Source organism: Streptomyces tauricus (assembly GCF_014650955.1).
Lineage (GTDB): Bacteria > Actinomycetota > Actinomycetes > Streptomycetales > Streptomycetaceae > Streptomyces > Streptomyces tauricus.
This window is the reverse complement of record NZ_BMVY01000025.1, coordinates 36080-48775: the sequence shown is the minus strand read 5'-3', so window position 1 is coordinate 48775 and position 12696 is coordinate 36080. Positions and strand designations below refer to the sequence as shown.

At 71.1% G+C, this 12696-nt stretch carries 15 protein-coding genes and 1 tRNA gene; 13 read left to right on the top strand and 3 right to left on the bottom strand.

The window, feature by feature from the left end:
• The first annotated feature begins 125 nt into the window (after positions 1–125).
• Complete coding sequence (locus IE278_RS29715; RefSeq protein ID WP_189776343.1) at positions 126–797, top strand: HdeD family acid-resistance protein; 672 nt, start codon at positions 126–128, stop codon at positions 795–797.
• Between the two features lie 1081 nt (positions 798–1878).
• Positions 1879–2193 (top strand): hypothetical protein, encoded by a 315-nt coding sequence (locus IE278_RS29710; protein WP_189776342.1) that lies wholly within the window; start codon positions 1879–1881, stop codon positions 2191–2193.
• Positions 2194–2545: 352 nt separating this feature from the next.
• Here IE278_RS29710 and IE278_RS29705 read toward each other — a convergent pair whose 3' ends face one another.
• Positions 2546–4255: a helicase HerA-like domain-containing protein gene (locus tag IE278_RS29705; RefSeq protein ID WP_189776341.1), complete on the bottom strand. Its 1710-nt coding sequence runs from the start codon at positions 4253–4255 to the stop codon at positions 2546–2548.
• A 173-nt stretch (positions 4256–4428) separates the two neighbouring features.
• Here IE278_RS29705 and IE278_RS29700 point away from each other — a divergent pair, with 173 nt between their 5' ends.
• A complete protein-coding gene (locus IE278_RS29700; protein WP_003999914.1) occupies positions 4429–4725 on the top strand; it encodes a type II toxin-antitoxin system VapB family antitoxin in 297 nt (98 codons plus the stop codon).
• Between the two features lie 276 nt (positions 4726–5001).
• Positions 5002–5640, top strand: coding sequence for a LytR C-terminal domain-containing protein (locus IE278_RS29695; RefSeq protein ID WP_246570821.1), 639 nt, complete (start codon positions 5002–5004; stop codon positions 5638–5640).
• Between the two features lie 83 nt (positions 5641–5723).
• On the opposite strand, the gene upp is transcribed toward IE278_RS29695, so the two are convergent.
• Positions 5724–6359 carry a uracil phosphoribosyltransferase gene (upp, locus tag IE278_RS29690; RefSeq protein WP_189776340.1) on the bottom strand — a complete coding sequence of 212 codons (636 nt, stop codon included), beginning with the start codon at positions 6357–6359 and terminating at the stop codon, positions 5724–5726.
• 173 nt (positions 6360–6532) lie between these two features.
• On the opposite strand from upp, the gene IE278_RS29685 reads away from it, so the two are divergent.
• The 9 genes from IE278_RS29685 to IE278_RS29645 all read left to right on the top strand — a co-directional run bounded on the left by IE278_RS29685 (position 6533) and on the right by IE278_RS29645 (position 12365).
• Entirely contained in the window at positions 6533–6715 is a 183-nt protein-coding gene (locus tag IE278_RS29685) for a hypothetical protein (protein ID WP_189776339.1), read from the top strand.
• Positions 6716–7131: 416 nt separating this feature from the next.
• Positions 7132–7686 (top strand): tRNA adenosine deaminase-associated protein, encoded by a 555-nt coding sequence (locus IE278_RS29680; protein ID WP_189776338.1) that lies wholly within the window; start codon positions 7132–7134, stop codon positions 7684–7686.
• 137 nt (positions 7687–7823) lie between these two features.
• Positions 7824–8255: a tRNA adenosine(34) deaminase TadA gene (tadA, locus tag IE278_RS29675; RefSeq protein WP_189776454.1), complete on the top strand. Its 432-nt coding sequence runs from the start codon at positions 7824–7826 to the stop codon at positions 8253–8255.
• A 43-nt stretch (positions 8256–8298) separates the two neighbouring features.
• Positions 8299–8383 (top strand) — tRNA-Ser (locus IE278_RS29670).
• Positions 8384–8586: 203 nt separating this feature from the next.
• The gene (locus IE278_RS29665) at positions 8587–8766 is read left to right on the top strand and encodes a hypothetical protein (protein WP_189776337.1); all 180 of its coding nucleotides are present in this window, start codon (positions 8587–8589) and stop codon (positions 8764–8766) included.
• 85 nt (positions 8767–8851) lie between these two features.
• Complete coding sequence (locus IE278_RS29660) at positions 8852–9145, top strand: Dabb family protein (RefSeq protein WP_189776452.1); 294 nt, start codon at positions 8852–8854, stop codon at positions 9143–9145.
• A 290-nt stretch (positions 9146–9435) separates the two neighbouring features.
• A complete protein-coding gene (locus IE278_RS29655) occupies positions 9436–10308 on the top strand; it encodes an RNA polymerase sigma factor SigF (RefSeq protein WP_189776336.1) in 873 nt (290 codons plus the stop codon).
• A gap of 244 nt (positions 10309–10552) precedes the next feature.
• Complete coding sequence (locus tag IE278_RS29650) at positions 10553–11452, top strand: RNA polymerase sigma factor SigF (RefSeq protein ID WP_107020512.1); 900 nt, start codon at positions 10553–10555, stop codon at positions 11450–11452.
• Positions 11453–11681: 229 nt separating this feature from the next.
• Positions 11682–12365, top strand: coding sequence for a hypothetical protein (locus IE278_RS29645; protein WP_246570819.1), 684 nt, complete (start codon positions 11682–11684; stop codon positions 12363–12365).
• Positions 12366–12390: 25 nt separating this feature from the next.
• Here the strand turns inward: IE278_RS29645 and IE278_RS29640 are convergent, their stop codons facing one another.
• Entirely contained in the window at positions 12391–12588 is a 198-nt protein-coding gene (locus tag IE278_RS29640; protein WP_189776335.1) for a hypothetical protein, read from the bottom strand.
• Between the last annotated feature and the right edge of the window lie 108 nt (positions 12589–12696).

Sequence of the window (12696 nt, the reverse complement as noted above, 5' to 3'; positions counted from 1 at the left end):
GTGAGGTTCCGGGGTGGGGTTCCGGGGTGGGGTTCCGGGGTGGGGTTCCGGGGTGGGGTTCCGTAGGGATCAGTCGTTCGGGTGTCACGAGTGGCAGGGGTTTCGGTTCCGGCTGAGCATGAGGCATGGCCGAGGTACCGAGTGGCGGCCCCTGGGGGCCTGAATACGACGACCGGCGGGCCCACGCGGCCCGCGACCCGCGCCGGGCCGGCGATCTCCACGAACCCGACCGCCTAGAAGGTCCCTTCTCCCTGCTCTCCCGCACCGCTTGGCAGGCCGTACTGGTCGCCGGGATCGCCGCGCTGGCGCTCGGCATCATGCTGCTGGTGTGGCCCGAGGCGACGCTGCTGGCGGCGGGCGTGCTCTTCGGGCTCTATCTGCTCTTCAGCGGCGTGCTCCAGCTGGCCTCCGCCTTCGGGACGCACACGGCGACCTCCCTGCGGGTGATGGCCTTCATCAGCGGAGCGCTGTCGATCCTGCTGGGCCTGTTCTGCTTCCGCGGCGCGATGCAGTCGATCCTGCTGCTCGCGCTGTGGATCGGCATCGGCTGGCTGTTCCGTGGTGTCACGCACACGCTGGCCGCCGCGTCCGACCCGTCCGTACCCGCCCGGGGCTGGCAGATCCTGCTCGGGATCCTCAGCCTCCTCGCCGGTGTCGTCCTGATCGTCTCCCCCTTCGAGTCGGTGGCCGTCCTCACCGTCGTCGGCGGCGCCTGGCTGCTGGCCCTCGGCATCACGGAGATCATCACGGCGTACCAGTTGCGCAAGCGGGCCCGAGCCGTACCGCGCGCGCTCTGAGCGGGGTGGCGTCGTACGGGCCGGGCCACCCCCGGGGGCGGGGCCGGGGGTGGCCACGCCCGACCCCGGGCCCGGCCCCGGCCCCCGCACCGGCCCTGGCCTCGGCTATGGCCTCGCCCCCAACCCCGACCCCGGCCATGGCCCTGTCCCCGGGCCCGATCCCAGGCCCGATCCCGGCCATGGCCCCGGCCCTGGCCCGCCGTCCTACGCCAAGTGAGCGGTTCTGGCGGTGCGGCCGATGCGCCGGGCCCTCCGACCGGGGACATGAACTCTCATGAGCCCCGACCGGAGCCTCGACCGGCATCCCGCCCGGAGTCCTGCTCGGACTCCGGGCGGGAGTTCCGGCTGGAGCCCGGCGCGGACTCCCGGCTGGAGTCCCGACCGGAGTCCGGCCCCGGCGCCCGGCCGGGGTTCCGGCTGGGATCCTGCTCGGAGCTCGGCGCAGACTCCCAGCTGGCGTTCCGGCTGGAGCCCGGCGCGGACTCCCGGCTGGAGTCCCGACCGGAGTTCGGCCCGGAGTCCCGTTCGGAGTCCAGCCCGGGCCCACGGCTGGAGTTCCGGCTGGGGTCCCGACGGGAGTCCGATCCGGAAGCCCAGCCGGGATTCCGACCGGAGCCCGGACCGGAGTCCGGTTCGGAGTCCAACCCGGACACCCGGCTGGAGTTCCGACCGGGGTCCGACCCGGAAGCCCGGCTGGGATTCCGACCGGAGCCCGGACCGGAGTCCCGTTCGGAATCCAGCCCGGACCCACAGCTGGAGTTCCGACCGGAGTCCGACCCGGAAGCCCGGCTGGAGTTCCGACCGGGGTCCGGCCCGAAAGCCCGGCTGGGATTCCGACCGGAGCCCGGACCGAAAGCCCGGCTGGGATTCCGACCGGAGCCCGGACCGAAAGCCCGGCTGGAGTTCCGACCGGAGCCCGGACCGGAGTCCAGCCCGGACACCCGGCTGGAGTCCGAACAGGAAGCCCGGCTGGCGTTCCGACCGGAGTTCGGCCCGGGCGCCGGTCGGGTGGACTCCCGACCGGGGGCCTGGCCCGTTCGCACCGCGCGCTCCGCGCCGGCCCGCCCGGCGGCGGTTCCTCGTGACGCTCGTCTCGCTGTTGTGCGCGCTGTGCGCACTGTGCTCGGCCGGTTCAGCGGGCGGGAACGGCGGGATCCGTACGGCCCCGCCAGCCGCCCTCTCCAACGAGTCCGGTCTCGAGCACCCGCACGACGTCCTGGACACGGCTTTCCGGTCGGCCTCGCGGCAGAGCCACCGCCCCCTGGTACCCCAGCGCCCGGCGGGGCGGTCCGCGTACGGCCCCGCCGCCGCCACCGAACGCCCCCCTTCGCGCGCCCGCGCCCTCCACCACGCCCCCGCCCCGCGCGCCCTGCGCTGCATGGTCCTCCGCTGCTGAGGAGCCCGGCCCCGACCGGACCGCTCCCCCTCCCCCCAGCAGCACGAGAGGACCCTCTCCATGCCGATGGACCCGTACGCGATCCTGCGCGCCCTGGTACGCGCCGAATCCCTCCGCAACGCCCCGAAGCCGCCCCCCGAAACCCGCCGGGCCGCACCCAACCCGAACCCGAACGCGAACCCCACGCCGACGCCGACGCCGTCACCGGGTTCGGCGTCGGGCTCGGGTTCGGCTTCGGGTTCGGAGCAGCTCCCGTCCCGGAATCGCCGGCGCGACTGAACCGACCGGTGGGGGCGGGCCGCGGTCGGTTCGCCCCCGCCGTCGGGGGAGTCGGCCGGGGAAGCGGTTCCGGCTACCGCCTGCGCCGGGCCGTGCCGAAGACCGAGCGGGTGATCTCGCGCCCGATCTGCGTACCCAGGCTGCGGGCCAGCGACTTGAAGACCCCGCTGCCCATGACCTGCTGAACGACGGACGGGTCCTCCTCCTCGGCCTTCCGGGCACGGCCCCCGCCCGCGCCCTTCTCCGGCTCCGCGCCCTTCTCCGGCTCCGTGCCCGCCTCCCGGGCCGCGCCCGCATTCGCGTCCGCGGCGCGCAGCTTCTCGTACGCCGATTCGCGGTCGACCGCGAGGGCGTAGCGCGCGTGCAGCGGCGACTGTTCGACCGCCCGGTCGAGAACCGCGGGGTCGACCGGGCCCATCAGGGACTCCGGCGCCCGCAGCCGCGTCGCCGCGACCGGCGTCGGCGCGCCCTTCTCGCTGAGGACGGTGACGACGGCCTCCCCGGTGCCGAGGGCGGTGAGGACCTCCTCCAGGTCGTACGGGGAGTCGGGGAACGTCTTCACCGTGGCCTTGAGCGCCTTCTGGTCGTCGGGGGTGAAGGCGCGCAGCGCGTGCTGCACACGGTTGCCCAGCTGGGCGAGGACGTCCGCGGGTACGTCCTTGGGGGTCTGGGTGACGAAGAAGATGCCGACCCCTTTCGAGCGAATCAGCCGGACGGTCTGCGTGATGGAGTCCAGGAAGGCCCTGGACGCGTCGCCGAAGAGCAGATGCGACTCGTCGAAGAAGAAGACGAGCTTCGGCTTGTCGAGGTCACCGACCTCGGGGAGGTCGTGGAAGAGGTCGGCGAGCAGCCACATCAGGAACGTCGAGAAGAGCTGCGGTTTGTCCTGCACCGCGGGCAGCTCCAGGACGGAGACCGTGCCGCGGCCGTCCGCCGCCACCTTCAGCAGCTCGTTCGTGTCGAACTCCGGCTCCCCGAAGAACGGGCTCATCCCCTGCGCCTCGAACGCGGTCAGCGAGCGCAGGATCACCCCGGCCGTGGCCGTGGAGAGCCCGCCGATGCCCTTCAGCTCGGACTTTCCCTCGTCGGAGGTGAGGAAGGTGACCACGGCTCGCAGGTCCTTCAGGTCGACCAGCTCCAGGCCCTTCTGGTCGGCGTAATGGAAGATCAGGCCGAGCGACTGCTCCTGCGTCTGGTTCAGCCGGAGCACCTTGGACAGCAGGACCGGTCCGAAACTGGTGACGGTGGCGCGTACGGGGATGCCGTGGCCTATGCCTCCGAGGGCGTAGAACTCGCACGGGAAGCCGGCCGGCGTCCACTCCTGGCGGACCTCCGAGGCCCGCGCGCGCACCTTGTCGTTCTCCTGACCGGGTGCCGAGATCCCGGAGACGTCACCCTTCACATCCGCAAGGAACACGGGCACGCCCTGCGCCGACAACTGCTCCGCGACGAGCTGCAGGGTCTTGGTCTTGCCGGTGCCGGTGGCGCCGGCCACCAGCCCGTGTCGGTTGAGCATCCCCAGCGGGATACGGATCTGCGCGTCCGGCAGGCACCGCCCGTCCCACAGGAGGGCTCCCAGATCGAGCGCGGGCCCCGGGAAGGCGTACCCGGAGGCGATCTCCAGGACTTGCGGCGCAAGGGCGGGCGTGGCGCCTCGCGCCACGGGGCCGGGCGCCACTGGGCGGGACGCCTCGGTGTCGGGCGTGGCGACCTCGGATGCCTCGGATGCCTCGGATGCCTGGGGTCCGGCCGTCCCCGCCCGCGGCGCTTCACTGTCAGTCATTTAAGGCCCCTGTTCCCGGCTTTCCCGAGCCCGTTCTCGGCCCGTTTCGGAACGGATCATGAACGGGTGATCTGGGAGAATTACCGGTTTGCCCACTTTTACGACGTCATTTCCAGCGTCGCACTCCGGCGCCATGGCTGCGCCCGGAAGCTCTTGACCGGTAGGCTTTCCGTGTGATCTTCAAGCGCATCGGAAACGGACGGCCGTACCCCGACCACGGCCGGGAAAGCACCCGGCAGTGGGCGGATGTCGCGCCGCGCCCGGTCCGCCTCGATCAGCTGGTGACGACCAAGGGCCAGCTCGACCTGGAAACGCTGCTCGCCGAGGACTCCACGTTCTACGGCGACCTCTTCGCACACGTGGTGAAGTGGCAGGGCGATCTGTACCTGGAGGACGGCCTGCACCGCGCCGTCCGTGCAGCGCTCCAGCAGCGCCAGGTCCTCCACGCCCGCGTCCTCGAACTGGACTGAGCCCTCCCTCGCCCGGCCCGGTTCACCCCTGGGTGGCCGACGCCTGCCCGGGAGCCCGCTCGGCTCACGCGTACACCGACCCGCCCGGGGTCGGACCGGGCCCGGTGGGGCCACGCCTGGCCGGACCACTCCCGGTCGACCCGCGCCTGGGTCGGCCCACGCCTGGTCGCGCCTGCCCGGCCGCCGTCTGCCCGGGTTGGCCCTTTTGGGTTGGACTGGGCCCCGGTCAATGATCATCTAGTAGGCATCGCCGCTTCGGCGCACTACGCTGCGCCCATGAGCATGCTCACTCCCCCTGGCATGGGCGGCCAGTACCGGATCACGGGGGACAAGTACCCACGGATGCGCAGAAACCGGGGGCGCCGCAGGATCGTGCTCGCGGTCGCCGCCTCCGTCACCGCACTCGGACTGGCCGGCTGGGGCACCCTGCAGCTCATCGACGTCTTCACGGGCGGTGGCGACAAGGCGTCCGCGGCGGGTTCCGCACCGGGCTGCAAGACGTCACCCTCGCCCTCCGCGAGCCCGGTCAAAGCCCTGCCCGAGCCCGGCCAGATCACCGTGAACGTCCTCAACGCCACGGCTCGCAAGGGCCTCGCCAAGGACACCGCGGACGCGCTGAAGAAGCGCGGCTTCAAGATCGGCGAGGTGGGCAACGCGACCAAGGCGTACGACAAGAAGGTCGACGGGCCCGGCGTCGTACTCGGCGCGAAGGCGGCCGCCGACGCCGCCCTCCCCGTCCTCGCGACCCAGCTCGCCGGTGCCGAGCTGAAGACCGACACCCGGGCCAAGCCCGCGGAGGTCGATTTGATCCTCGGCAAGACCTACAAGGCCCTGACGACGAAAGAGGACGCCGACAAGGCACTGACCACGCTGGCCAGGCCCGAACCGGCGCCCTCGACGAAGAAGGACTGCTGAGACAGGACTGCTGAGACAGGGCTGAGGGGCGGCCGGGGAAGGCCTGCCGAAGAAGGACGAAGGCGGTCCGGGATCCGGCTGCGCTACTCGGCCGCGCCGTACATCCGGTCTCCCGCGTCGCCCAGGCCCGGGACGATGTAGCCGTGTTCGTTCAGGCGCTCGTCGACCGACGCGGTCACGACGGTGACCGGGGCGCCCGCGAGGTCGCGCTCCATGACCTCTACGCCCTCGGGGGCGGCGAGCAGGACAACGGCCGTCACGTCGTCGGCGCCGCGCTTGATCAGCTCCTGGATCGCCGCGACGAGGGTGCCACCGGTGGCCAGCATCGGGTCCAGGACGTACACCTGGCGCCCGGAGAGGTCCTCCGGCATACGGGTCGCGTACGTGGACGCCTGGAGCGTCTCCTCGTCGCGGATCATGCCGAGGAAACCCACCTCGGCGGTCGGCAGCAGCCGCACCATGCCGTCGAGCATGCCGAGGCCGGCTCGCAGGATCGGTACGACGAGGGGGCGCGGGTAGGACAGCTTGACGCCCGTGGTGCCGGACACCGGGGTCTCGATGTCGACCTGCTCGGTGCGCACGTCCCGCGTGGCCTCGTAGGCGAGCAGGGTGACCAGCTCGTCGGCGAGCCGACGGAAGGTCGGGGAGTCGGTGCGGCGGTCGCGCAGCGTGGTGAGCTTATGAGCGACCAGGGGGTGGTCGACGACGTGGAGACGCATGTCCACCAGGGTATCCGGGCGCGTCCAGGCCGCCTGTCGCCCGTCGCCACCTGGTGCGCAACCGGCGCGCATCCGGCTCGCGAACACTTCGCCGCTGCCATCGCGCAAACCTCCGCTGGCATCAAACCGCCCGTCGGGGGGAAAGTGGGAATGACCTACTGGGGGTGTTGCCGATGCCGGACCCGGAACGACGAAACCGGGAAGACCTGGAGAGCGACGCCCAGCGCCGCAGGCGCAGGGCCCAGTTCCTACGGGAACTCACGGAGGCCCGCGAACTGCGCGACCGGGTGCAGCCCCGCCGAGCCAAAACGGCCCGCCTGCGCCACGCCATGCGCATGCGCACGTTCCGCTGGTAACCCAGCTCCGCCGCCGACCGCGAGCCGACTGCCCGGCAGGGCCGACGCAGCCGCCCCGTTCGCCTGAACCGGCAGGGCCTACCTGGCCGCCCCGTCCGCGCCCCCGTAGGGGCATCGGTGGGCGACCCGCCGGGTCGTGGGTGGGTGGGCGCGTACGAAGCCGGGGTTCGGCGGCGTACGATCCCGCTGTCGGTGGGCGCCGGGCGCCCAGGTGAGGCCATGCGGCGGCGTGACGCACGCGCCACGCGACCGGGCGTGGGAACGCGACCGGGACACAGCGAGCCGAAGACCTCTCCTGAACGCTCTGTTTCTGCCACGATTCCGAGTGGGCGGGGCTCGGAGCACGTATCCCCCGCCCACAACCTCCGCCGGGGGGACCCCCAACCGGCACGCCTAGGACCAGTGGGAGAGTCACGGTGTACTTCGCCGCACTGCTCGCGCGCACCGAAGACGGGTGGGAAGCGAGCGACACAGAGCTCGACGATGTGGAGACCCTGTCGGATCTAGCCGACCTGGCCCGCGAAGCCTCGGTCGACGACGACACGGTGCTCGTCTTCATCGAGCAGGAGGACGCGTGGTTCGGAGTCGTCCGCGTGGACGGCGAGGAGGACCCTCGCATCTACGTCTCGGACGGCGCGGCCGCGGCCCGCAGTTCGTACGGCGAGATCCTGCTCACGGACGAACTGCTCGGACGGGAGCCCGGCGACGACGATGTCGCCGACCTGGACTCCCTCGACCTCGACGGCACGGAGGACGGTGAACCCGAGGACGAGACCGACGACGACGAAGAGGACGACGTCGGCACCACCTCCAAGGGGGAGACCGTGCCGTCCGGACCCATCGGAGACCGCGAGGTCCTCACCGATCTCGGTGTGAACGAGAAGGAGTTGCTGGCCCTGGACAGCACCGACGCACTCGGCGAGATCGCCGAGGTCCTCGGAGCGGCAGAGGTCCTGGAGACCGTCCGCTGACTCCGCCGAACGCTCAGGACGCACGGGACCCCGCCGACGGCCCCACCGATCGCCACGCCGACGGCCCCGTGCAAGGTCCCGTACACGCCGTACCCGACCCCGTACCTGACCCCGTACGTGACCGCTGGCGGCCCGCGATGCGGCTCGCCCTGGAGCAGGCCGAACTCGCGGGCCGCGGCAAGGACGTACCCGTCGGCGCCGTGGTGCTGGCCCCGGACGGCACGACGGTGCTCGCCACCGGGCACAACGAGCGTGAGGCGGCCGGGGACCCGACCGCCCACGCCGAGGTGCTGGCGATCCGCCGCGCCGCCGCGAGGACCGGGGAGTGGCGGCTCACCGGCTGCACGCTCGTCGTCACCCTCGAACCCTGCACGATGTGCGCCGGCGCGCTCGTCCAGTCCCGCGTGGACCGGGTCGTCTACGGCGCGCGGGACGAGAAGGCGGGCGCGGCCGGCTCCCTCTGGGACGTCGTACGCGACCGCCGGCTCAACCACCGTCCCGAAGTGATCGCCGGAGTGCTCGACGAGGAGTGCGCCCGGCTGCTCACGGAGTTCTTCCGCGGTCGCTGAACCGATTTCCGAGCACGGCCCCTCTTGGGCTAGGATCTCTCTCGGTAGCGTGTCCGAGCGGCCGAAGGAGCTCGCCTCGAAAGCGAGTGTGGCGCAAGTCACCGAGGGTTCAAATCCCTCCGCTACCGCAGATAGATGAAGGGCCCGGTCCACTGGACCGGGCCCTTCATGCGTCACCCGTTCCCGGGCCTAGCCGCGCTATTGAATGATCGTCAGATCAACTGGCCGGGGTTACACTCGCCGCCGACAACAGGGGCCCCAGCAGGCACAGCGGACACGACGGGCACCGCGGGGCGCTGCGGGCAGGCAGCAGGCACACGGGGAGGCCGCGATGGCGGTGCATTCGAAGAAGATCGCCGTCTACATAGTCGTGGTCTTCGCGCTGTACGTGATCATCACCGATCCCGAGAAGGCGGCGGACTACGTCCAGATAGGCTTCGAGGGCATCTCGAACGCCGCTCAGTCCGTCGGTGACTTCATGACCTGGATAGCAGACGGGGCCAAGGACTAGCCGGGACACGACGACCGGCGTCGGGAGCCGAGCGGTCGCCGCCGTGGCCGCCGTGGCCGTAGCCCCGTTCGCCCTGGGAGTGCACGTGATCCGCCACCTGGTCCTCTTCAAGCTCAACGAAGGTGTCGAGCGGGACGAACCCCGCGTCGCCGAGGGCGTCGCCGCCTTCCGCGCACTCGGCGGGCAGATTCCCGAACTGCAGTTCTGGGAGTGCGAGTGGAACATCACCGACCGCCCCATCGCGTACGACTTCGCGATCAACTCGGCGGTCGAGGACACGGACGCGCTCAAGCGGTACATCGAGCACCCCGCCCACCAGGCGGGCGTCGCCCTGTGGCGCGAGTTCGCCACGTGGGTGATCGCCGACTACGAGTTCTGAGCCGCGCCCCGGACGGCTCCGCGCGGACCACCAGCCCCTCGCCCGAACGGCGGGGGGCTGTCTCATGCCCCGGCCCCCCGCCCGACTCGTTCCGGCCTGGGCCGGCCCGGCCTCCGGGCCCCGTCCGCTCCGCCTCCCCGCTCAACACGGAGTGATGAGGTGCTTGCACACAGTGCACATGTCTTGTGATGCTATGACCGCTTTTGACCGATGAGTTGACGCATGTGTCTGACGGACGTCGTTCGGACTTGTGTTTTCACGGGTTGACGGACCCAGAGGTGGAGTTGACCGTGCCGGCCAGTACCGCGCCTCAAGCACCTGCACCTCCCCAGCAGAAGCCGCAGGCCCTCGAACGGCTCGACGAGCCGGGCGATTCCCAGGACCAGAGCCCGCAGCGCCGCCGCGGGGCGGACACCCGCGCCCTCACCCAGGTCCTCTTCGGAGAGCTGAAGAACCTGGAACCCGGCACCCCCGAGCACGGCCGGGTGCGGGCCGCGCTGATCGAGGCGAACCTCCCGCTCGTGCGGTACGCCGCCGCCCGCTTCCGGTCCCGCAACGAACCCATGGAGGACGTCGTCCAGGTCGGGACCATCGGCCTGATCAACGCCATCGACCGCTTCGACCCCGACCGGGGCGTGCAGTTCCCGACCTTCGCGATGCCCACCGTCATCGGCGAGATCAAGCGGTACTTCCGCGACAACGTCCGCACGGTCCACGTACCGCGCCGGCTGCACGAGCTGTGGGTGCAGGTGAACAGCGCCACCGAGGACCTCACGACGGCCTTCGGGCGCACGCCCACGACCGCCGAGATCGCCGAACGGCTGCGCATCACCGAGGACGAGGTACTGGCCTGCATCGAGGCCGGGCGCTCGTACCACGCGACCTCCCTGGAGGCCGCCCAGGAGGGCGACGGACTGCCGGGCCTCCTCGACCGACTCGGCTTCGAGGACCCCGCGCTGGACGGCGTGGAGCACCGGGACCTCGTACGGCATCTGCTCGTGCAGCTCCCCGAGCGGGAGCAGCGCATCCTGCTGCTGCGTTACTACAGCAATCTGACGCAGTCACAGATCAGCGCTGAACTGGGTGTCTCGCAGATGCATGTGTCAAGGCTCCTCGCCAGAAGTTTCGCTCGACTTCGATCCGCAAACAGGATCGAGGCGTAGCTCCGGGGAGCGAATCGCTTCCAAGGCCTTTTCACGACGTTTCTGCGTCGAAAAACCGTCAGACCCCCCTTTTCCAGGGCCTATTCACCCCTCTTGTGTCGACATGTCACTACAGCGTGTTGCCGACATGTGACATTCTTCCGGTGACGCGTTTGCCGCAGCCCCGCCTCCGGTATTCAGGTGGAGGCTGCGTTCCTTCGACGGGAGCGTCCGCCGCGACCGTCCGCGACCCAAAGGGGGTGGCATGTCCGCAGACCAGGGCAGCTCGAAGGTGCTCACGCTCACGAAGAGCGAATCCGCGCCAGACGTGCTTCACAGTGTCGTTGTCGAGGTTCCGGCCATCCCGGCCGCGGAAGCCCCGGCCTTCCCCCCGACCCCGGAAGTGATCGACACCCGCACTCTGTCCCGCTCCCTGTTCCTGCGGCTCGCCGCACTCGACGAGAACAGCCCCGAGCGCGGCTATGTGCGGGACACCCTCATCGAACTCAACCTCCCGCTGGTGCGTTACGCGGCCGCCCGATTCCGGTCGCGCAACGAACCGATGGAGGACATCGTCCAGGTCGGCACGATCGGCCTGATCAAGGCGATCGACCGCTTCGACTGCGAACGGGGCGTGGAGTTCCCGACGTTCGCGATGCCGACGGTCGTGGGTGAGATCAAGCGCTTCTTCCGGGACACCTCGTGGTCGGTGCGTGTACCGCGCCGGCTCCAGGAGCTGCGGCTCGCGCTGACCAAGGCCAGCGACGAGCTCTCCCAGAAGCTGGACCGCTCGCCGACCGTCGCCGAACTCGCCGTCGTACTGGGCGTGTCCGAGGAGGACGTGGTCGACGGCCTGGCGGTGGGCAACGCCTACACGGCGTCGTCCCTCGACTCCCCGGCTCCCGAGGACGACGGCGGCGAGGGCTCCCTCGCGGACCGCCTCGGCTACGAGGACACGGCACTGGAGGGCGTCGAGTACCGCGAGTCCCTGAAGCCCCTGCTCGCCAAACTCCCGCCCCGTGAGCGGCAGATCATCATGCTCCGCTTCTTCGCGAACATGACGCAGTCGCAGATCGGCGAGGAGGTCGGCATCTCGCAGATGCACGTCTCCCGGCTGCTCACACGGACGCTGTCGCAGCTGCGCGAAGGCCTCATCTCGGACTGAGCGGTCATCGACTGAGCCACCGCCCAGGGTCCCGAGAGGTTCGTCCACGCGGGTTCCTGCGTACGGGCTCCTGCGTACGGGTTCATGCACGCCGGTTCAGTATTGACGGGTCGTCAGCCACACTGGCGCGATGCGTCGGCGGGTGGGACAGCAGTCGATACGTGGTGCGATACGTGGCCGCCCAGGTGCCCGTGCGGGTGCCTCGGCGGTCGCGGTCTGTCTGGGTGCGGTGACGCTGACCGCGTGCGGCGGCGGTGGCGGCTCGGGCGCGGGTGGCGGGTACGTCGCCGTTCAGCGTCCCGCGTCGTCGTCCACGAGGGCTGTGGCGCCGACGGGGGATGTGGAGTTGGTGCCCCTGGAGAGCCCGTCCGCCTCCAAGAGGGCGGCCAGCGGCCCGAGTTCGGGGAGTGCGGCGCCCGGCGGTACTCGGTCGGGCGGCGGCGACGGCGGCGACGCGAGCGGGGGCCCGACCGGGGGCGGGGGTGACGTCGGCTCGTCGGCGTCCGGTTCGGCCGGGGCCGCGGTGCGCGACAGCGGTCGTACGAGCCCGCCCTCGGCCGGAGGCGACGGTACGGGTGCCACCGGCGGCGCGGACGTGCCGGCCGGTCCCGCCGCGCTGGTCGTCGGCGAGCCCGAGCGGGAGTCCGCCGACAAGCGGTGGTGCGAGAAGGTCACCCTCGGATTCCACAACACCGGGGGCACCGCGGTGCGTTCGGGCACGGTGACCTTCGGGACGCACATCATCGGCGCACTCGGGATCGACTGGGCGACCGTCGAGTCGGCCGAACGGCTGCCCGTGCCGATCGCTCCGGGCAGCCGGACGGAGGAGACCTGGACGGTGTGCGTCGACGCGTGGCGCGTACCTGTCGGCATGCACGTGGAGACGCGGGACGTGTCCGTCCGGTGGGAGTAGGGCGCCCGGCGGCGCCCCCCGCCTGCTACTTGAGGGCGAGCCAGGCGACCACGGCGACGATCGCAACGGCCACGATCACACCGACGATCAGGCCGACCCGGGGACCCCGGGTGGTGGCAGCCTGCTGCTGCTGGCGGCTCTGCGGGTCGTCGACGAACGCTCGGAACATCTGGGTGCTACCCGCGGGGTCGTAGTTGCCCTCGGGGCCCTGGGTGTTTGCCATGCGCGTGACCCTATCGGGTGGGATCTGTGGCCCCAAGTTTTGGGGCCCTCTTCTGTTGTGGGTACCGCCCCAGGGGCTCCGCCCCCGGACCCCCGTATCGGCCTGAAC

What these genes read in the sequence shown, in the direction of transcription:
- IE278_RS29715 (WP_189776343.1), top strand. Translation starts at nt 126, where the DNA reads ATGGCCGAGGTACCGAGTGGCGGCCCCTGGGGGCCTGAATACGACGAC.
- IE278_RS29705 (WP_189776341.1), bottom strand. Translation starts at nt 4,255, where the DNA reads ATGACTGACAGTGAAGCGCCGCGGGCGGGGACGGCCGGACCCCAGGCA.
- IE278_RS29695 (WP_246570821.1), top strand. Translation starts at nt 5,002, where the DNA reads ATGAGCATGCTCACTCCCCCTGGCATGGGCGGCCAGTACCGGATCACG.
- upp (WP_189776340.1), bottom strand. Translation starts at nt 6,359, where the DNA reads ATGCGTCTCCACGTCGTCGACCACCCCCTGGTCGCTCATAAGCTCACC.
- IE278_RS29685 (WP_189776339.1), top strand. Translation starts at nt 6,533, where the DNA reads ATGCCGGACCCGGAACGACGAAACCGGGAAGACCTGGAGAGCGACGCC.
- tadA (WP_189776454.1), top strand. Translation starts at nt 7,824, where the DNA reads ATGCGGCTCGCCCTGGAGCAGGCCGAACTCGCGGGCCGCGGCAAGGAC.
- IE278_RS29665 (WP_189776337.1), top strand. Translation starts at nt 8,587, where the DNA reads ATGGCGGTGCATTCGAAGAAGATCGCCGTCTACATAGTCGTGGTCTTC.
- IE278_RS29650 (WP_107020512.1), top strand. Translation starts at nt 10,553, where the DNA reads ATGTCCGCAGACCAGGGCAGCTCGAAGGTGCTCACGCTCACGAAGAGC.
- IE278_RS29640 (WP_189776335.1), bottom strand. Translation starts at nt 12,588, where the DNA reads ATGGCAAACACCCAGGGCCCCGAGGGCAACTACGACCCCGCGGGTAGC.